This window comes from Rhodopseudomonas palustris BisB18, from assembly GCF_000013745.1.
In the GTDB taxonomy this organism is placed as follows: domain Bacteria; phylum Pseudomonadota; class Alphaproteobacteria; order Rhizobiales; family Xanthobacteraceae; genus Rhodopseudomonas_A; species Rhodopseudomonas_A palustris_F.
In genome coordinates this window covers 1,373,441-1,392,289 of the sequence record NC_007925.1, presented here as the reverse complement: position 1 = coordinate 1,392,289, position 18,849 = coordinate 1,373,441, and the positions used below count along the sequence as shown (strand labels likewise).

Here is an 18,849-nt window from a genome sequence, read left to right as displayed (position 1 = left end):
CAGATCACGCCGGTGTCCCGGACGCGGTGTGGCGCGTCAGCGCCGCACCCGCGATCCGGGACCGTTCGGAAGGCAGCGTTCAGGACCGAATGCCACGATCCGTCAAGGTCCCGGGTCTGCGGAGCAGCGCTTCGCGCGGCACCTCGCCCGGGACACGGCTTGTTTTGGAGATCTGTGCAGCAGCGCTTCGCGCTGTGCCCGGACACGAGGCTGATTGCGTAGCGCGCGCGCCTCACACCGAGGAATTCAGCTTCAGCCCGATCATGCCGGCGACGATCAGCAGCAGGCACAATAGCCGCACCGGGTCGGCGGATTCGCCGAACATCACCATGCCGACCACGATGGTGCCGGCGGCGCCGATCCCGGTCCACACCGCATAGGCGGTGCCGAACGGCAGCGATTTCAGCGCCACCGCCATCAAGGCGAAGCTGGCAAGAATCGCCAGCGCGGTCGCTGCGGTCGGCCAGAACCGCGTCAGCCCGTCGGAATATTTCAGCCCCATCGCCCAGGCGATTTCCAACAGCCCGGCTGCGAAGAGCGCAAGCCAGCCGTTCAAGGCGCGCGCGGGCCCGGCGGAAAGCTCAGCACCGCATATTGCGCGTAGCCGCGATACGGCCGCTCGAACCGCAACGTGGCGCCGCGGGCGTCGGCGAAGCGCTGCAGCGTGCGGGCGAGATCGTCGCGCGGGGTGACGTCGAACAGCGCCAGCCAGCGCCGCAGCGCGGTGCGGGCCCAGCGCGGCAGGCCGTGCTGATCGCCGAAATCGACGATGTGGACGCTGCCGCCGGGCGCCAAATGATGCGCCGCGGCCTCGACCACGCGCGGCCAGTCGGCGATCATCGACAGGCAGTAGGAAATCATCACGTGATCGAAGGCGCGGACGCCGAACATCCGCCGCGGATCGAACGCGGTGGCGTCGCCATGCGCCACCCGAACCCGGTCGCTGCGGCCGTCGCGGGCAATCGCCGTGATCGCCGAAGTCAGCATTTCGGTGGACACGTCGAGGCCGAAGAATTTGGCTTCCGGATAGCGCCGCGAGGCGACCACCAGATTGCGGCCGGTGCCGCAGCCGATCTCCAGCACGCGCGCGCGGGGCGCCGGCTTCAGGCGTTCGATCATGTGGTCGCGGCCGAGCAGGTAGTAACGCCGGGTCGCATCATAGATGTGGCGCTGCCAGCGATACATCCGGTTCATGCGCTGCGTCGCGTCGACCGGCCAGGCGGCATTGACGCCAATTTCGGGCTGAAATGCGGACATCGTTGCACCTCATCATGTGTGGGGTTGCGCAATCCTTGCGATGTTTGCGCGACAGCGGTGTGACAACCGCGGCGGGAAAAGTCGCGCGTTGTCGCAAAACTGCATTGCACCGCGGATATTTTCTGCAGATTGCCGATTCGAGGGCCGCATGAATACGCACTTGATCGCGGACGCCGTCCGCAACAGCCGAAGCCGCGATGAGTCGACCCTCTGGGACAAGTTATTCGCGTTCTGGTTTCGCCGCCTGGTTTACACTCAAATCTGGGAAGACCCCGAAGCCGACCTCGCCGCGCTGCAATTGCCGGTGGGGTCGACCATCGTCACGATTTCATCCGGCGGCTGCAACGCGCTGTCGTATCTCACGGCGCGGCCGGCGCAGGTGTTCGCGGTCGACCTCAACGAGGCGCATCTGTCGCTGTTGAAGCTGAAGCTGGCCGGACTGCGGGCGTTCTCGCGCTACGGCGATTTCTGGCAGTTCTTCGGCGAGGGCGCCTCGGAGACCAATAGCGAACTGTATCGCACCAAGCTGCGGCCGCAGCTCGACGCCGAGGCCCGCGAATTCTGGGACAAGCGCAACGTGCTCGGCCGGCCACGGCACGCTTACTTCACCGACGGCTTCTATCGCCACGGCGTGCTCGGCCGCTTCATCGGCATGACGCACGTGCTGGCGAAGGCGGCGCGGATCGACCTCGCAGCGCTGCTCGACGACGACCGCGAGGCGCCGGCCCGGGTCGAGGCGCTGGCGCGGCTCGACCGGCTGTTCCATTCGGCATTGGCGCGGTTCATCACCAGGACGCCGGCGCTGTTGTTCAGCCTCGGCATTCCGCCGCAGCAGCGCGACCTGTTGGGCGGCAATTCGCCGCTCAACGAGGTGCTGCACGAACGCTTGCTCAAGCTGATCAACGTGCATCCCAACGACACCAATTACTTCGCTTGGCAGGCGCTGAGCCGGCGTTATCCGGGCCCCGGCGATGCCTGCCTGCCGCCCTATCTGCAAGCCGGCCGGTTTGCCCAGATGCGGGGCGGCGCCGGCCTGGTCATTCCGGTGCACGCCAATCTGCGGGTGTTCCTGGAAAGCCTGCCGGCGAACCAGATCGACGCCGTGGTGCTGCTGGATTCGCAGGACTGGATGGCGCCCGACGAGATCCGGGCGCTGTGGAATGCGATCGATCGCACCGGCAGCGACAAGGTCCGGGTGATCTTCCGCACCGCCGGCGCCGACTCGCCGCTGGAGGGCGAGGCGCTGGCGTCGTTGCGCGAAGTCTGGCATCGCGACGAGGCGCGCAGCGCGATCGGCTTCGCCCACGACCGCTCCGGCATCTATGGCGGCTTCCACTGCTATCAGCGGATCTGAACGCGTCGCGGTGCCGGATTGCACGCTACGATAGGCAAGCGCGCGGTTGAAGGTCCGCGCGAGGCATGCTCGCGGCTGCAATCCGCGCCGGACTACGCGGTTGTCGCAAATGAGTCACATGCGACCGATAACTGATGCGACCTGAATTGTCCGGTCTGCCGGTCTGTATCTTGAGGTCGTCGATGAAATTGTCTCGCTGGGTGTTCGCGCTGGTTGCCGTGCCGCTGTTGCTGCAGCCGGCCAAGGCGGCGGATGTGATCTGCTACAATTGTCCGCCGGAATGGGCGGACTGGGCCTCGATGCTGAAGGCGATCAAGACCGACCTCGGCTATGACATCCCGCACGACAACAAGAATTCCGGCCAGGCGCTGGCGCAGATCCTCGCCGAAAAGGCCAACCCGGTCGGCGACATCGGCTATTTCGGCGTCACCTTCGGCATGAAGGCCAAGACGCAGGACGCGCTGGAGCCCTACAAGCCCGCGCATTGGGACCAGGTCGATGCCGGCCTGAAGGATCCCGACGGCTATTGGACCACGATCCATTCCGGCACGCTCGGACTGTTCGTCAATAAGGATGCGCTCGGCGGCAAGCCGGTGCCGAAGTGCTGGAAGGACCTGCTGAAGCCCGACTACAAGGGCATGGTCGGCTATCTCGATCCGTCCTCGGCGGCGGTCGGCTATGTCGGCTCGGTCGCGGTCAATCTCGCGCTCGGCGGCTCCGCGAGCGATTTTTCGCCCGCGATCAATTTCTTCAAGGACCTGCAGAAGAACCAGCCGATCGTGCCGAAGCAAACCTCCTACGCCCGCGTGGTGTCGGGTGAGATCCCGATCCTGTTCGACTACGACTTCAACGCCTATCGGGCGAAATATTCCGAGGCCGGCCATTTCGAATTCGTGATTCCCTGCGAAGGCTCGGTGGTGTTTCCCTATGTCGTCGGTCTGGTGAAGAACGCGCCGGACAAGGACAAGGCCAAGAAGGTGATGGACTATCTGTTGTCCGACAAGGGCCAGGCGATCTGGACCAACGCCTATCTGCGCCCGGCGCGCAAGATCGCTCTGCCGGAAGCGGTGAAGGCCAAGTTCCTGCCGGACAGCGATTACGATCGCGCCAAGAGCGTCGATTGGGGCGAGATGGAAACCGCGCAAAAGGGCTTCGTCGAACGCTATCTCGCCGACGTCCACTGATTGCTCCACGTTGCGCCCCCGGCGTTGAGCGCGGGGGCGCCAGGATTCTGATGTCACACCGTTCGTTTGTCTGGATTTGCCTGTTGCCGCTGGCGGTGGTGACCGCGGCGTTCTTTCTGCTGCCGATGGCGCACCTGGTGCTGACCGGCGCCGAGGGGCCGCGCGGCCTTGAAGGCTATTTCGCCATCGTCACCGAACCGCGCTACCGCACCACGCTGATCAACACCGTGGCGCTCGCCGCCGCGACCACTCTTGCCACACTGGCGATCGCAACCGTCGCCGGCATGTTCCTGCAACGCCATCGCTTCCCCGGCCGCGCCGTGCTGATCGCGATGCTGACCTTTCCGCTGGCGTTTCCCGGCGTGGTGATCGGCTTCCTGATCATCCTGCTGGCCGGCCGGCAGGGCCTGATCGGCGACATCTCGAACAGATTGATCGGCGAGAAGCTAGTGTTCGCCTATTCGATCCAGGGGCTGTTTCTCGGCTATCTGTATTTCTCGATTCCGCGGGTGATCCTGACCATCATGGCGGCGGTGCAGAAGCTGGACACCCGGCTCGAGGAAGCCGCGCGTTCGCTCGGCGCCAGCCCCTTCGCGGTGCAGCGCGACGTGGTGCTGCCGGCGCTGGTGCCGGCCTTCATCGCCTCGGGCGCGATCGCGTTTGCCACCGCGATGGGCGCGTTCGGCACCGCCTTTACGCTCGCCACCAACATCGACGTGCTGCCGATGCTGATCTACACCGAGTTCACGTTGGCGGCGAATTTCTCCACCGCCGCGGCACTCTCGGTCGGGCTCGGCCTGATCTCCTGGGCGATGCTGGCGCTGGCGCGCTCACTCAGCGGCGGCACTGTCGCCGCGACCGGATAGCCGATGCGCGACCGCCTGATCTTTACCGGACAATTGCTGTTCACCCTGCTGGTCGCCGGCTTCCTGGTGGTACCGGCGCTGCTGTCGATCTCGGCCGGGGTCACGGAGAACTACTTCCGCGGCATCTCCTCGGGCCTGACGCTGCGGTGGGTGATCCAAGTGTTCGATCTGTATTCGGACACGATCCTGCTGTCGTTCGTGATCGCATTCGCGACGCTGGCGGTGACGCTGCTGGTCGGGGTGCCTGCCGCCTATGCGCTGCATGTGCGCGGCGGTACGCTGTCGCGGCTGATCGAGGAGATCATCACGCTGCCGCTGGCGATTCCCGGCCTCGCCATCGCGCTGGCGCTGCTGCTCGCCTATGGCGGGTTCGGCGGCTTCCGGCGCTCCTGGCTGTTCATCCTGGTCGGCCATGTGGTGTTCACCATGCCGTTCATGGTGCGCTCGGTGATGGCGGTGTTCGCCACCATCGACATCAAGACGCTGGATGAGGGCGCGGCGTCGCTGGGGGCGGCGCCGTGGCGGCGCTTCGTCGATATCATCGTGCCGAATGCGCGGCCGGGGATTCTCGCCGGCGCGCTGATGGTGGTGACGCTGTCGCTCGGCGAGTTCAACCTGACCTGGATGCTGCACACGCCGATGACCAAGACGCTGCCGGTCGGTCTCGCCGACAGCTACGCGTCGATGCGGCTCGAGGTCGCCTCCGCCTACACGCTGATTTTCTTCATCATGATTGTCCCGCTGCTGGTGGCGATGCAGATGTTTGCCGACGAGGGACGTGACAGATGACCGCGATCGATGGCCACGGTTCGGCGGTGCGGGTCGAAGCCTGCGGCAAGACCTTCACCGACGGCACCCGCGCCTTGCTGCCGGCGACGCTCGACATCGCCCGCGGCGAAACCTTGGTGCTGCTCGGACCAAGCGGCTGCGGCAAGACCACGATGCTGCGGATCATCGCCGGGCTGGAGCAGCCCGACGCCGGCGGCCGGGTGCTGTTCGACGGCGCCGACATGACCCGCGTGCCGATCGAGCAGCGCAATGTCGGCATGGTGTTTCAGTCCTACGCGCTGTTTCCCAATATGAGCGTCGCCGACAATATCGGCTACGGCCTGAAGATCCGCGGCGTCGGCAAGGCCGAGCGCGCGGCGCGGATCGCCGAACTGGTGGCGCTGACCAATATCGGCGGGCTGGAAAATCGCCGCATCGAGCAGCTCTCCGGCGGCCAGCGGCAGCGCGTCGCGCTGGCCCGCGCGGTCGCCATTCGCCCCGGCATCCTGTTGCTGGACGAACCGTTGACCGCGCTCGACGCCGCGCTGCGCGACCGGCTGCGCGGCGAACTCAACCGCCTGCTGCGCTCGCTGGGCATCACCGCGATCTACGTCACCCACGACCAGGCCGAGGCGATGGAGCTCGGCGACCGCATCGTGGTGATGCGCCACGGCGCGATCGCGCAGATCGGCACGCCGCGCGAGATCTATTTCGCGCCGCAGAGCCGCTTCGTCGCCGAATTCGTCGGCGCCGCCAACATCATCGAGGGCGCGGTCGATAACGGGCTGCTGCAGCTACCGGGCGGCTCGGTCGCGGTCGCCGCTTCCGGGATGCGCGCCGCCGCGGTGGCGATGATCCGCCCGGAGACCATCCGGATCGTCGATCCGGCGCAAGCCGCGCTCACCGGCATCGTCGACAGCGTCGCCTTCGTCGGCGATCGACAGCGCATCGTGGTGCGCGGCGCGGCCGACAAGCCGCTGGCGATCGACGCGCCGAACACGATCGAGGTGAAGTGCGGCGAGCGGGTCGGGCTTTCGATCGCCGCCGACGCGGTGCGGCTGTTGCCGGACGACGCCGCCATCCCCCACAGCAACGGACAATAATAATGGCCAAGCCGGTTCTGATCGCTCAGATTTCCGATCTGCATATCAAGGCCGAGGGGCAGCTCGCCTATGGCCGGGTCGACACCGCCGCCGCACTGGCGCGTTGCGTGGCGACGTTGAACGCGCTCACGCCGCGGCCCGACCTGGTGGTGATCTCCGGCGATCTCGCCGACACGCCGACGCCTGAGGAATACGATCACCTGAAGCGGCTGTTGGCGCCGCTGCAGATTCCGTTCGTCGCGGTGCCCGGCAATCACGATTCCCGCGAGCTGATGCGCGCGGCCTTTGCGGGCTTGCCGGACCACGGCGCGCTGAACCAGACCCTGCAGGTTGAGGGACTGCAGATCGTGGCGCTGGATTCCAGCCTGCACGGCAAGCCGGAGGGCGAGTTGGAGGCGGCCACGCTGCAATGGCTCGACGCCACGCTGGCGGCGTCAGCGCAGCGCCCGGCGCTGGTGTTTTTGCATCACCCGCCGTTCAAGGCCGGGATCTGGCACATGGATCGCCAGAACCTGCGCAACGCCGACGCGCTGGCGGCGGTGATCGGCCGCTATCCGCAGGTCCGGCTGGTGGCCGCCGGGCATGTCCATCGCGCGGTGCTGACGACGTTCGCAGGCGTCGCGGCGACGATCTGCCCCGCCCCCAATCACGCGGTGGCGCTTGATTTGGCGGAATTGAACGCGCCGTCCTTTGCGGTCGAGCCGCCGGCGTTTCATCTGCACGCCTGGATCGCCAACGGGGACGACGGCCGCCTCGTCACCCATAGCGTGCCGATCGGCCAATTCGACGGGCCGCATCCGTTCTTCGGGCCGGACGGCAAATTGCTGTGACGCCGCGAGACGCGTAGCGCCGGTGGCGGACAACGCCGTCCGCGTCACCGGTTGAGTGCTAGCTCTTGCCCTTGCCCTTCTGCTCGCGGCCGATACCGGCGACCAGCAGATAGGCCACCACCAGGCTCGCGACATTGAATGCGGCATAGCGGATGCCGTCCGGCGAGAACCCGAACTGGGTTCGCGCGATATATTCCACGGCCGCGGCGACGATCAGGGCACCAACGCCCGCCAGCGCCAGATAGCCCCAGGATTTCGGCGAGAGTTTCGGCAGCGAGATTTTCGGCATGGTATGATTATGCCCTTTGCGCATTGGTAGCAGCTAGCCGGACCGGTCGGGCCCGCTCGAAACATACACCTAACGGGAACCAGTCGCGCCAGGTTCCATCAGCTTGCAAATAGCGTCGGCTCCAGGCCAATGACCATAGAGGGTTACCTCCGCACAGGCCAGCACGTCCGGCGCTCGCCTCGGAGTTTGACGAGTCCGCCGCCGCGCAGTAATTGAGAGGGATAGTTTCAGTATCTAGGAACACGGTGCAATTCCGTGGCGGACCCGCCGCTGTATTCGGGGACGCCGGCTGCAAGGCGAAAGCCAGTCACTGATGGGGACGTCCTGTCGGGAAGGCGCAGACGGCGGACGATCCGAGAGCCAGAAGACCTGCTGAAACGGTCCGACCGGGCGAAATCCGATGGCAAAGGGTTTCGGTGAGGAACGTGCTTACGCGCGCGCCTTGCCGTATGCCCGGTCATCACGATGGAGCCTGATGATGACTAAGACTGCCACCTCGACCTCGACCACCCCCTCCACCCAGCCTGCCGCGCAGCGTCCCGACGTCATCGCGATTCGCAAGACCTGCGATTCCGAAGGCACCGGTCTGTCGCACTTCGTGCTGATGGACAAGGAGGCCGCGAAGTGAACGCGCCATTCCAATTGGCGTCCGGAACGGCCCCCTCGCGGGGCCGTTTCACTAACAGCGGCGCCGGTCCCACCATCCAGCCCTACGACATCGGCCATGATAGCCACATCGCGCTGATCTCGCCGGACACCGCGTTCTGGTCGCTGGTGCGCAAGGATCAGCTCGCCGAAACGCTGTTGGGCGGGCCGCTGCTCGACGGCTACCGCGAAAAGGCCGACGAGTTCGCCCGCGAGATGCAGGCGCTGCGGTTCGGGCTGAAGCCGTCGGCGGTCTATGTCAACGCCACCGAGCGCTGCAATCTGAACTGCACCTATTGCTACATCCCGGCCGATATGCGCCGCGACGGCATCGACATGGACGGCCCGACGCTGCTGAAGGCGCTGGACACGCTCGACCGCTATTTCAGCCGCCATATGCCGGCCGACCGCCGGCCGCAGATCATCTTCCACGGCGCCGAACCGTTGATCGCGCGCGAGGCGATCTTCGCGGCGATCGACGCCTTCAAGGACCGCTTCCGCTTCGGGCTGCAGACCAACGCCACGCTGCTGACCGATAAGGCCGCCGAGTTCCTGACCTCGCGCGGCGTCGGCATCGGGCTGTCGCTCGACGCGCCGGTCGAGGCGATCGCCGATCGCACCCGCGCCAATTGGGGCGGCGTCGGCGTATTCGGCAAGGTGGTGGAGGCGATCGAACGGCTGAAGGGCTATCCGGCGTTCAACGTGATCTGCACCATGAGCTCGCAGAATCTCGATCAGCTGACGCCGATGGTGGAATTCCTGCACCAACGCGAAGTGCCGGCCTGCATGCTCAACGTGATCCGCTGCACGCTGCCCGGCGCCCGCACGGTGCGGCCCGACGACGCGCCGCTCGCCGAAGCGTTCATCGGCGCGTTGGAGCGCAGCCACGCGCTGTATCGGCAGACCGGGCGGAAGCTGGTGGTCGCCAATTTCGCCAACATCCTGATCGGCATTCTGGCGCCGACCGCGCGGCGGCTGATGTGCGACATCTCACCCTGCGGCGGCGGCCGGGCGTTCTTTGCGCTGGCGCCGAACGGCGATCTGTTTCCGTGCAGCGAGTTCATCGGGCTGCCGGCGTTCAACGGTGGCAACCTGTTTCGCGACGACATCGAGGACGTGTTGCAGACGCCGGCGTTTGCCGCGGTCACCGGCCGCAAGGTCGAGGACATCGCGCCGTGTCAGAACTGCGCGATCCGGCACTTCTGCGGCTCGCCCTGCCCGGCCGAGGCGCATGAGATGAACGGCGGCATGACGCAGACCGGCGCCTATTGCGAGTTCTACGAGGAGCAGACCCGCTACGCGTTCCGGCTGATCGCCGACGACCGCCATGGCGATTTTTTGTGGGACGGCTGGGATGAGGGGGCCGCCACCAGCTTCGACGCGGCGCAGTTGGGGTGCTGAGGAATCGGCCCCATGGCCTTCTGCCGGGCCTGCAAAGGCTCGCCTCCGCGAGAGTTAACGACGCATGCTGAGTCGGCGTGCGGCTCTGGACTCTCTCCGTCATGGCCGGGCTCGTCCCGGCCATCCACGCCCACAAGGGACGCCTTGCCTGTTTCCGTAGATGGCCGGGACAAGCCCGGCCATGACGTGGAGAGGGCGGTGTCCACAGAAACGGCCGCGTTCGCGGCAACGAAGCTGAGTTCATTTCAAAAGCGACATTGTTCGAAGAAAGGTTGTCGCAGGGCTGAGGACGGCACGTCGTCCATTGACATCACCCTGTACCACTTGGCCATGAGCGCGGCGAAGGGCCGCAGTCTTTGCATCCGGCGGGATCCCCTCCCCGTCATGGCCGGGCTTGTCCCGGCCATCCACGTTGGGCAAATTTGCTGGATGCGAGCGGGATATGTGTACTTCCTGACCAATCGGCCAAACGGCATCCTGTATGTCGGGGTCACCAGCGATCTCGCGCGCCGGGTCTACGAGCATCGGACCGGCGCAGTGGAAGGTTTCACGCGTCGTTATGGGTTGAAACGTCTGGTGTACTTCGAGGTCTACGACGATATCCGCTTGGCCATTCAGCGTGAACACAACATCAAGCATTGGAGCCGGACCTGGAAGGTCCGGCTGATCCTCGCCAACAATCCGGAATGGAACGATTTGTTCGAAACGCTGTAGGCCGGAAAGCGTGGGGCGGCGGTGTGCTCCTCCGGGTCTCTGGACCTCGCATCCGTGGATGGCCGGGACAAGCCCGGCCATGACGTGGAGAGGGCGGTTGTACAAGAAAGGTCGGCACCCTCGGAAAAGCGGTCTGTTCCGGAATCGCCTACAAACATAGCCAAGCGTCGCAGCATCAGGGGTCGGCCGAGCCCCTATCCGTCATGGCCGGGCTTGTCCCGGCCATCCACGGCAACGAGACGCTACCGCTTTTCGCTCTCTCGCTTCGCCTTCTCCGCCTCGCGCTTTTTGTCGAGGCGTTTGCCCTGCCATTCGAGAATCAACCAGGCGGCGACGAACATCGCGAGAAGAATGAATTCGAAATAGTTGAACGAGCTCTCGCTGGTCATGGCGCGTCGCCGCGATGCTTGTCGCGCGCCGCGCGTTGGCGGTCGAGGCGGCGGCCCTGCGCCGACAGCACCGCTCCGCCGACGATCAGGCCGACGAACACCACGGCCAGCTCGATCAGTCCGAAGTAATCCTCCATCAGGCGTCCTCGATCGGGGCTAATCGCTCGCACACAGCTCCTAGAACATATCGGTTGGGATTGAAGCATCCAACCCAAATGCAGTCGTCATTCCGGATTGCGAGTTCGTAAGAACGAGCAAGTCCGGAATCCATATCCCCTGCAGGGGTTATGGATCCCGGGCTCACTCGCAGCTGTCGCTGCTCGTGCCCCGGGATGACGGCATACAGATATCGAAACGCATCAATCCAACTCGAAAGGACCAGGCCCTACCCCCAGCTCACCAAGGGCGGCATCGAACTCAAGATGGTCTCGATATTGCCGCCGGTCTGCAGACCGAACATCGTGCCTTTGTCGTACAGCAGATTGAATTCGACATAGAGCCCGCGGCAGGCGAGCTGCTGCGCGCGCTCGGCGTCGCTCCACGGCTCCTGCATCCGCTTGCGGACGATTTTCGGATAGACCTCGAGCAGCGCCAGGCCGACCTCGCGGGTGAAGGCGAAGTCGCGTTCGAAATCGCCGCTGTTGAGATGATCGTAGAAAATGCCGCCGACGCCGCGCGCGGTGCCGCGATGCGGCAGGAAGAAGTAGCTGTCCGCCCACGGTTTGAATTTCGCGTAGTAGCCCGGATCATGGGCGTCGCAGGCGCGCTGCATGGCGGCGTGAAAGGTCACGCAGTCCTCGGCGTCGGCACGGCGCTGCTCGGCCAGCATCGGCGTCAGATCCGCGCCGCCGCCGAACCAGCCCTGCGAGGTCGCGAGGAAGCGGGTGTTCATGTGCACGGTTGGCACGCGGGGACTGCGCGGATGCATGATCAGGCTGATGCTGCTGGAGACGTAGTTAAGCGAGACGCCGTCGCCGGGCAAGGTCTTGGCCATCTCCGGGGTCAGCCGGCCGTTGGCCGAGGAGGTGTGGATGCCGATTTTTTCGAACAGCCGGCCGCCGGAGAGAAAGCCGCCGACGCCGCCGCCCTGCCCGGTCTGGCGCTGCCACGGCTTGTAGGTGAAACGCGCCGGTTCGCCGGGAAACAGCGCCGCCGGCGCCTCGCGCTCCAGCGCCTCGACCTCGGAGCAGATCCTGTCGCGCAAGGATTCGAACCAGGCTTTGGCGCGGGCGCGGTGTTGCTCGGCCTCGCTGCGGGGGGCGTGAGGGATCTCGGCGCGGAGATCGGTGTCGATGGTCATCGGCAACTCTTCGGCTGGACGGCACCAAGAGCCCCATCGGTATCACGGCCGCAAGCCGGCTTCGAGCGTTTTTGCGAATGGGTGGCAAGGAAGCAGATGGGCGGCCGATGTGACGCCGTGCCCCGGACGCAGCGCAACGCGCCGCATTTGCGGCGTGGTGCGCTGCAGATCCGGGGCCGTTACGGAACGCGGTATTTGGAACGGTCCCGGATCTGCGCTGCAGCGTGAAGAACGCTGCAGCTCGTCCGGGACACGAGGTCTTGAACGAGAATAGCTTACGCCCGGCTACGCGCCAGCTGGTCGCGGCGTTCCAGCCTGGAGAACAGATCGACCAGCCAGGCCACCTTGTTCTCGATCGGCTTTTGCTGCGGCACCACCGGGGTGTCGCGCAGCGGCGTGGCGATGATGGCGTCGATCAGGAAGCGGGTCTCGGCCATGTCGCCGAACCGCGCCGGCAGATCCTTGGCCGGGGCCCATTCGGTCTCGCTGAACGCCAGCATCCTGGCCAGCACGGCAAGCTTGCGGCCGGTCGAGACCACGGCGCGGCTCGACACCGAATCCAGCCCCGACCGTTCGACCTCGCGGCCGATCTCGGCATACAGCGCGCGCGCGGCGAAGATCCCCGGGCGGCAGGCGCGCGGCAGATTCTCGATGCCGAAGGTGGCACGGTCGTACAATGCGTCGGCGGTGTCGATCAGCCGCTTGACGATGGAGGCGATCTGCGAATTGAACACCGGGTTTTGCAGCCACTGCTCCGGATCGAGGCCGGCCTCGCGCATCCAGGACAGCGGCAGATACAGCCGGCCGGCGCGGGCGTCCTCGCCGACGTCGCGGGCGATGTTGGTGAGCTGCATGGCGCAGCCGAGATCGCAGGCGCGCGCGACAATGTCGGGCGAGCGCTGGCCCATCACCAGCGTCATCATCACCCCGACGGTGCCGGCGACGCGGGCGGCGTAGCCATACAGATCGGACAGCGTCTCGTAGCGACGGCCCTCGGCGTCCCAGGCCAGGCCCTCGATCAGCGCGGCCGGAATGGCGTCGGGAATGGCGTAGCGCGCCACCACGTCGGCAAACGCCCGGTCGGACGGGTACGGCATCGGCAGGCCGCGGCAGATGCGGTCGAGCCGGTCCTTCAGCAATTCGACGGCGGCGGCGCGATCGACGCCGAGATCCACCGCGTCGTCGGCGACGCGGCAGAACGCGTACAGCGCGACCGCCGGATCGCTGATCCGCCGCGGCAGCACCAGGGAGGCGGCGTGGAAGGTGCGCGAGCCTTCCTTCAGCATTTCGCGGCAGGCGGCGAGATCGGATTGCGTGCTCATGATTTCACCAGGGTGTGGGCGTCGGGGATCAGCGCATCGAGCACCCGCGCCGACGACAGCACACCGGGTAGCCCGGCGCCGGGATGCGTTCCGGCGCCGACGAGATACAATCGATCGATGTCTTCGCTCTTGTTGTGCGGCCTGAACCAGGCCGACTGGGTCAGGATCGGCTCGAGGCCGAAGGCGGCGCCGCGGAACGAGGACAGCCGGTCCTGGAAATCCTGCGGCGTCAGCATCCGTGAACTCACCACCTGGTTTTCCAGATCCGGCAGGATGGTGGCGCCGAGCTCCTTGGCGATCAGCTTGCGATAGCTTTCCGCCTTGGCCGGCCAATTGATGCCGCTGTCCATATGCGGCACCGGCGACAAGACGTAGAACGTATCGCAGCCCTCCGGCGCCAGCGACGGATCGGTCGCGGTCGGGCGGTGCAGATACAGGCTGAAATCGTCGGCGCAGATCTTGCGCTTGAAGATGTCGGTGACCAGCTCCTTGTAGCGCGGCCCCAGCATGATGGTGTGGTGCTTGACGTCGGGGTACTGCTTCTTGGTGCCGAAGTACCAAAGGAACAGGCTCATCGAGTAGCGCGCCTTCTCGATCTTGCGATCGGTCCAGCGCGAGCGCACCGCGGCCGGCAGCAGATAGCGATAGGTCCAGGCCGAATCGGCGTTCGACACCACGATGTCGGCGGCGAGCACCTCGCCGGAGGCGAGCCGCACGCCGGTCGCGGCGCCGTTCTCGACCATGATCTCGCGGACGTCCTGATTATAGCGGACAATATTGCCCTGGCCGAGGATCAGCTTGACCAGGCCTTCGGCGAGCTTGCCGGTGCCGCCCATCGCGAAATGCACGCCCCAGTGCTTCTCCAGGAAGGTGATCAGGCAATACACCGAGGTGGCGTTGAACGGATTGCCGCCGACCAGCAACGGATGGAACGAGAACACCACGCGCAGCTTAGGGTCGCGGAAATATTTCGAGACCAAGCCGTAGACGCTGCGATAGCTCTCCAGCTTGATCATGTCGGGGGCGATTTTCACCATGTCGGTGAAGTTGTTGAACGGCATGTCGCCAAGCTGTTCGAAGCCGACCTTGAAGATCGCCTCGGAGGCCTTCATGAAGCGATCATAGGCCGGAACGTCGTCCGGGCAGAGCTGCGCGATCTGCCGCAGCACGTCCGCCTTGTCGTCGGAATAATCGAAGCAGGTGCCGTCGTTGAAACGGATCCGGTAGAACGGCGAGATCGGCTTCAGCGTGACGTCGTCGGACAGCTTCTTGCCGCACAGCTTCCACAATTCTTCGAACAGATAGGGCGCCGTGACGATGGTCGGGCCGGCGTCGAAGGTGAAGCCGTCCTGCTTGAAGACGTAGGCGCGGCCGCCGGGCGCATCGAGCTTTTCCAGCACGGTGACGCGGTAGCCTTTGGCGCCTAATCGGACCGCGGCGGCGAGGCCGCCGAATCCGGATCCGATCACCACCGCATGGGGTTGATGATCATTGCGCATGGGTGGGGTGGGCCTGGAACCTGGGTCGAGCATCCGAGCAGTGTAACTGTTTCTTGACAGTTTTCCAGCCCATCAGTGTAAGATTTTCATGACACAGTTAGCGCGTTATCGCCGGGCTGAGCCGCTTGCACCGCGTATCTCAGGATCAGATCAGCCACCAATCGGGGCTGCTCTTCGTGCGCTAAGTGCCCGAGACCGCTTAGATTTTCGATCACGGCCGGGGGATAGATCTGCTTCAACCGAACCGCCTCGGCGGGCGAAATCGCCCGGTCGCGGTCCGCTGTCACGAGAACCAGCTTGGTTTTCAACCCCGGCAACGCCTGCAGCAGCGGCTCGAGCTGCCAATTGGCCATCATCCGCAACGCCGCGGCGACGTGCGCCGGGCTGCGCACCAGCTTGCCATACAGCGCGATACCGGCCGGCTCCAGCTGCGAGCCGGTGTTGCCGATCAGACGCTCGACCGAGCCCGGCACCGCCGCCTGCCAGGCGAAGATGCGCGGCACGAACGGATTGAGCACCAGCATCTTCGCCAACGGCGAGAACAGGTTCGCGGCATGCCCGCCATACGGCAGAAAGGCGCCGTTGAGGCTGACCAACAGATCCGGGGCGATTTTGCCGTCGAGGCACATCCGCGCCAGGATCGCGGCGCCGGCGGAATGCCCGACCACCACCTGCGGCGCGACGTCGAGCACCCGCAGCAGGGCGGCGAGATCCGCTGCCATCCCGGGCAGCGACAGCCGATGCGCCAGCGGCGCCTCGGTGAAGCCGTGGCCGGGCAGGTCCGGCGCGATCACGCTGAAATGCTGCGCCAGGATCGGCATCAGCCCGCGCCAGGAATGCGACGCCGCGCCGGTGCCGTGCACCAGCAGGATCGCCGGCGCATCGGCGCCGGCGCGGTTCATGCGTTGCACGTGCCAGCGGATGCCGGCGGCCGCCACGAACTCGCTGGCCTCGCGATGCGGCCAGTCGCTGCCGTCCCTGCTCCAGACCAGATCGGACATCGGCGCTATTTGCTACGGCACATGCGGCTGGGCCACCCCGGCGAGGAATGCATCATAGTCGCGGATGAAGGCGTCGGGCAGCTCGAAATGCGGCATCGCCCCGGTCTGATAGACCGTGACGGTCCAGTTCGGCCGGCCTTCGACCGTGGTCTTGTTGCCGTAATCGACGAAATCGCCGCGGCTGCCGTGCGACATCCACGCCGGCATCGGCAGCGACTGATACAGCGCCAGCGCATCTTGGGCGAACAGATAGCCGGAGACGAAATAATACGGCGCGTGCTGGGCGCCGGGCTGATGCGTCGTCAGATAGTCGTAGTCGAGCAGCCCGCGGTCGTAATTGTTGGAGCCGAAAGTCTTCTTCAGAAACCAGCCGATCACCGGACGGGCGGTCAGCAGGCGAAAGAAGCCCTCGCTCCACAACGGCTGCTCGAACGCCTTGTGCAGCCAGGGAATCGCCCGCGAGCCGCGAATCCAGCGCACCGTGCGCGTATCGAAGCCGGTCGGGCTGATCACCGCGACGCTGCGATAGGCCTGCGGCCGCTCGTTGGCCGCACGCGCCAGAAACTCCGACGACAGCGACAGCGCGATGGCGTCGATCGGCCCGTCGTAAGTCTTGGCGATCTCAGCGGTGACGGCGAGGATCGCGTCGGTCATCATCCGAATTGTGTATTGACGGTTTTCCCGCGAGGTATGACCAAAGCCCGGCAGCTCGATCGCATAGACCGGGCGGATGGTGCGGTAGTGCTCGTAAAGCGGCTTGATCTCGTAGGCCGAACCCGCGGCGTTGATGCTGTGAATCAGCAGCAGCGGCGTTTGGTCGGCGGCGGCGTCGGGAGCCGCGGCCCAATAGCTCAGCTTTCCCGCTGAACTATCGATCTCATGACGCTCTCCGGAGACCGGCGCGGGCAGGCTGACGGCGTTGCCCGCGACGGGCAAGGCAACGGTGGGTGCGACTGCATTCATCTTTGTAATTCCTGTTTCAGTCTATCTGGCCCGCATCTCGCCGTGGTCAAGACGGTGTCGGCAGTGTATCAGACCCGTCGAGAAAGCTTGGCGACCAACAATGGAACCATCTCTTGACACAGAATCTCGTAACCAAACCGTTCATTGAAGTGCTTTCCGGTCATCGCCAGGCCTCGCCGCCGATGTGGATGATGCGTCAGGCCGGCCGTTATCTACCGGAGTACCGGGAGGTTCGCGCCAAGGCAGGCGGCTTTCTCGACCTGTGCTTCAACGCGGAATTCGCCGCCGAAGTGACGCTGCAGCCGATCCGCCGCTTCGGCTTCGACGCCGCGATCATCTTCTCCGACATTCTGGTGGTGCCCTACGCGCTCGGCCGCGCGGTGCGGTTCGAGGTCGGCGAAGGCCCGCGGCTGGAGCCGCTGGACTCGCCGGACAAGGTCGGCACGCTGTCCAAGGCGATCGACCTGTCGAAGCTGCAGCCGGTGTTCGACGCGCTGAAGATCGTGCGCCGCGAACTCCCCGCCGAGACGGCGCTGATCGGCTTCTGCGGTTCGCCGTTCACGGTGGCGACCTATATGGTCGCCGGCCACGGCACCCCGGATCAGGCCCCGGCGCGCAACATGGCCTATCAGCACCCCGGCGCGTTCGCCAAAATCATCGACGTGCTGGTCGAGAGCTCGATCAGCTACCTGTTGGCGCAGCTCGACGCCGGCGCCGAAGTGCTGCAGATCTTCGACACCTGGGCCGGCGTGCTGCCGCCGCGCGAATTCGAGCGCTGGTCGATCGAACCGACCCGCCGCATCGTCGAAGGCGTGCGCAAGGTCAAGCCGGGCGCCAAGATCATCGGCTTCCCGCGCGGCGCCGGCGCGATGCTGCCGGCGTTCGTCGAACGCACCGGCGTCGACGGCGTGTCGATCGATTGGACCGCCGAGCCGTCCTTCGTTCGCGAGAAGGTGCAAAGCAAGGTCGTGGTGCAGGGCAATCTCGATCCGCTGGTTCTGATCGCCGGCGGTGCTGCGCTCGACGAAGCGGTCGACGACGTGCTGAACAGCTATTCCGGCGGCCGCCACATCTTCAACCTCGGCCACGGCATCCAGCCGGAAACCCCGATCGCTCACGTCGAGCAGATGATCAAGCGGGTGCGCGACTACAAGGGCTGAGCGCAGCGCTTCCCCAACCGCAATTGGAAATGGCCGGGCACTGCCCGGCCATTTTCGTTTCGGGCATGCTGTGACACGTCGAGGAGATAAGCTTCGCTGGGCCGGCGCTCTTGCACATGTCCCATAGAGTGGTACACTCACTCAATCGCGACGGGGGTGACGAATGATCGTCAGTTTCCGATACGAATGGCTGCGTGCTTTTTTCGTTGACGACGTCCGGTCCCGAAACATTCCTGCCGATCTGCAAGACCGGCTGTTTCGCAAGCTGCAGATCATCGACGACGCGACCAGCGATCAGGATTTGCGCGCGCCGCCCAGCAACCATTTTGAAAAGCTGCGCGGCCAATTGGCGAATTTCCATTCGATCCGGGTCAACCAGCAATGGCGGCTGGTGTTTCGATGGGATGGCGGGCGCGGCAGAGCGACCGATATCTATCTCGACAACCACAGCTACAGGTGAGGCCCGCGATGCTGATGACGAAACGCAAGCCGGCGAGCGTCGGTGAGATCCTGGTCGCCGAATTCATCGAGCCGCTCGGTTTGACCCAGGGCCGCTTGGCCGAGGCGATGGGCGTGCAGCGCAAGCATGTCAACGAATTGTGCAACAACCGCCGGACGGTGACCGCCGCGACCGCGCTGATCCTGGCTAAAGTGTTCGGCAACAGCGCCGAGTTCTGGCTCAACGTGCAGCGACGCAGCGATCTGTGGGAGGCGATGCATTCGCCGCGCGAACGCGAACGCATCCAACGCGCCCGCCCGCTGAAACCCGCCGCGGCCTAGTGTTCGGCGGCCGGGCGGCGCCGC

The 18,849-nt window shown here is 65.4% G+C and carries 22 protein-coding genes and 1 riboswitch; of the genes, 12 read left to right on the top strand and 10 right to left on the bottom strand.

The window, feature by feature from the left end:
• Positions 1-232: 232 nt before the first annotated feature.
• Both sugE and RPC_RS06405 read right to left on the bottom strand, forming a co-directional pair.
• Complete coding sequence (sugE, locus tag RPC_RS06410; RefSeq protein WP_011471743.1) at positions 233-556, bottom strand: quaternary ammonium compound efflux SMR transporter SugE; 324 nt, start codon at positions 554-556, stop codon at positions 233-235.
• A complete protein-coding gene (locus RPC_RS06405) occupies positions 553-1,257 on the bottom strand; it encodes a class I SAM-dependent methyltransferase (RefSeq protein WP_011471742.1) in 705 nt (234 codons plus the stop codon). The genes sugE and RPC_RS06405 overlap by 4 nt, the downstream gene beginning before the upstream one ends.
• Positions 1,258-1,405: 148 nt before the next feature.
• Between RPC_RS06405 and RPC_RS06400 the strand changes: the two genes are divergently transcribed.
• From RPC_RS06400 to RPC_RS06375, 6 genes are all read left to right on the top strand, one after another.
• Positions 1,406-2,611, top strand: coding sequence for a DUF3419 family protein (locus RPC_RS06400; protein WP_011471741.1), 1,206 nt, complete (start codon positions 1,406-1,408; stop codon positions 2,609-2,611).
• Between the two features lie 182 nt (positions 2,612-2,793).
• Positions 2,794-3,795: an ABC transporter substrate-binding protein gene (locus RPC_RS06395; protein WP_011471740.1), complete on the top strand. Its 1,002-nt coding sequence runs from the start codon at positions 2,794-2,796 to the stop codon at positions 3,793-3,795.
• 50 nt (positions 3,796-3,845) lie between these two features.
• Positions 3,846-4,661 (top strand): ABC transporter permease, encoded by an 816-nt coding sequence (locus tag RPC_RS06390; RefSeq protein ID WP_011471739.1) that lies wholly within the window; start codon positions 3,846-3,848, stop codon positions 4,659-4,661.
• 3 nt (positions 4,662-4,664) lie between these two features.
• Positions 4,665-5,450: an ABC transporter permease gene (locus tag RPC_RS06385; RefSeq protein ID WP_011471738.1), complete on the top strand. Its 786-nt coding sequence runs from the start codon at positions 4,665-4,667 to the stop codon at positions 5,448-5,450.
• Positions 5,447-6,532 carry an ABC transporter ATP-binding protein gene (locus RPC_RS06380; protein ID WP_011471737.1) on the top strand — a complete coding sequence of 362 codons (1,086 nt, stop codon included), beginning with the start codon at positions 5,447-5,449 and terminating at the stop codon, positions 6,530-6,532. Before RPC_RS06385 ends, RPC_RS06380 begins: the two co-directional genes overlap by 4 nt.
• A 2-nt stretch (positions 6,533-6,534) precedes the next feature.
• Complete coding sequence (locus tag RPC_RS06375; RefSeq protein ID WP_011471736.1) at positions 6,535-7,362, top strand: phosphodiesterase; 828 nt, start codon at positions 6,535-6,537, stop codon at positions 7,360-7,362.
• Positions 7,363-7,420: 58 nt separating this feature from the next.
• On the opposite strand, the gene RPC_RS06370 is transcribed toward RPC_RS06375, so the two are convergent.
• The gene (locus RPC_RS06370) at positions 7,421-7,651 is read right to left on the bottom strand and encodes a hypothetical protein (RefSeq protein WP_011471735.1); all 231 of its coding nucleotides are present in this window, start codon (positions 7,649-7,651) and stop codon (positions 7,421-7,423) included.
• Between the two features lie 211 nt (positions 7,652-7,862).
• Positions 7,863-8,043: riboswitch (cobalamin riboswitch) on the top strand.
• A gap of 86 nt (positions 8,044-8,129) precedes the next feature.
• Between RPC_RS06370 and cbpA the strand changes: the two genes are divergently transcribed.
• The 3 genes from cbpA to RPC_RS06360 all read left to right on the top strand — a co-directional run bounded on the left by cbpA (position 8,130) and on the right by RPC_RS06360 (position 10,411).
• On the top strand, positions 8,130-8,279 hold the full coding sequence (gene cbpA, locus RPC_RS25405) for a modified peptide precursor CbpA (RefSeq protein ID WP_157043145.1): 150 nt from the start codon (positions 8,130-8,132) through the stop codon (positions 8,277-8,279).
• A complete protein-coding gene (cbpB, locus tag RPC_RS06365) occupies positions 8,276-9,697 on the top strand; it encodes a peptide-modifying radical SAM enzyme CbpB (protein ID WP_011471734.1) in 1,422 nt (473 codons plus the stop codon). Before cbpA ends, cbpB begins: the two co-directional genes overlap by 4 nt.
• A gap of 384 nt (positions 9,698-10,081) precedes the next feature.
• A complete protein-coding gene (locus RPC_RS06360) occupies positions 10,082-10,411 on the top strand; it encodes a GIY-YIG nuclease family protein (RefSeq protein ID WP_011471733.1) in 330 nt (109 codons plus the stop codon).
• A 242-nt stretch (positions 10,412-10,653) separates the two neighbouring features.
• Here RPC_RS06360 and RPC_RS26445 read toward each other — a convergent pair whose 3' ends face one another.
• The 7 genes from RPC_RS26445 to RPC_RS06335 all read right to left on the bottom strand — a co-directional run bounded on the left by RPC_RS26445 (position 10,654) and on the right by RPC_RS06335 (position 16,885).
• A complete protein-coding gene (locus RPC_RS26445) occupies positions 10,654-10,800 on the bottom strand; it encodes a hypothetical protein (RefSeq protein ID WP_011471732.1) in 147 nt (48 codons plus the stop codon).
• The gene (locus tag RPC_RS26440; RefSeq protein ID WP_011471731.1) at positions 10,797-10,937 is read right to left on the bottom strand and encodes a hypothetical protein; all 141 of its coding nucleotides are present in this window, start codon (positions 10,935-10,937) and stop codon (positions 10,797-10,799) included. The genes RPC_RS26445 and RPC_RS26440 overlap by 4 nt, the downstream gene beginning before the upstream one ends.
• 248 nt (positions 10,938-11,185) lie before the next feature.
• Entirely contained in the window at positions 11,186-12,100 is a 915-nt protein-coding gene (hemF, locus tag RPC_RS06355; protein WP_011471730.1) for an oxygen-dependent coproporphyrinogen oxidase, read from the bottom strand.
• 275 nt (positions 12,101-12,375) lie between these two features.
• Positions 12,376-13,422, bottom strand: coding sequence for a phytoene/squalene synthase family protein (locus RPC_RS06350; RefSeq protein ID WP_011471729.1), 1,047 nt, complete (start codon positions 13,420-13,422; stop codon positions 12,376-12,378).
• Positions 13,419-14,954, bottom strand: coding sequence for a phytoene desaturase (locus RPC_RS06345; RefSeq protein WP_011471728.1), 1,536 nt, complete (start codon positions 14,952-14,954; stop codon positions 13,419-13,421). Before RPC_RS06345 ends, RPC_RS06350 begins: the two co-directional genes overlap by 4 nt.
• Before the next feature lie 53 nt (positions 14,955-15,007).
• Positions 15,008-15,922 carry an alpha/beta fold hydrolase BchO gene (gene bchO / locus RPC_RS06340; RefSeq protein WP_011471727.1) on the bottom strand — a complete coding sequence of 305 codons (915 nt, stop codon included), beginning with the start codon at positions 15,920-15,922 and terminating at the stop codon, positions 15,008-15,010.
• A gap of 12 nt (positions 15,923-15,934) precedes the next feature.
• Positions 15,935-16,885, bottom strand: coding sequence for an alpha/beta fold hydrolase (locus RPC_RS06335; protein ID WP_011471726.1), 951 nt, complete (start codon positions 16,883-16,885; stop codon positions 15,935-15,937).
• Between the two features lie 113 nt (positions 16,886-16,998).
• Here RPC_RS06335 and hemE point away from each other — a divergent pair, with 113 nt between their 5' ends.
• The 3 genes from hemE to RPC_RS06320 all read left to right on the top strand — a co-directional run bounded on the left by hemE (position 16,999) and on the right by RPC_RS06320 (position 18,825).
• Positions 16,999-18,045: a uroporphyrinogen decarboxylase gene (hemE, locus tag RPC_RS06330; RefSeq protein WP_041801465.1), complete on the top strand. Its 1,047-nt coding sequence runs from the start codon at positions 16,999-17,001 to the stop codon at positions 18,043-18,045.
• 163 nt (positions 18,046-18,208) lie between these two features.
• Positions 18,209-18,505 carry a type II toxin-antitoxin system RelE/ParE family toxin gene (locus RPC_RS06325; RefSeq protein ID WP_011471724.1) on the top strand — a complete coding sequence of 99 codons (297 nt, stop codon included), beginning with the start codon at positions 18,209-18,211 and terminating at the stop codon, positions 18,503-18,505.
• A gap of 8 nt (positions 18,506-18,513) precedes the next feature.
• Positions 18,514-18,825 (top strand): HigA family addiction module antitoxin, encoded by a 312-nt coding sequence (locus tag RPC_RS06320; protein ID WP_011471723.1) that lies wholly within the window; start codon positions 18,514-18,516, stop codon positions 18,823-18,825.
• Positions 18,826-18,849: the final 24 nt, after the last annotated feature.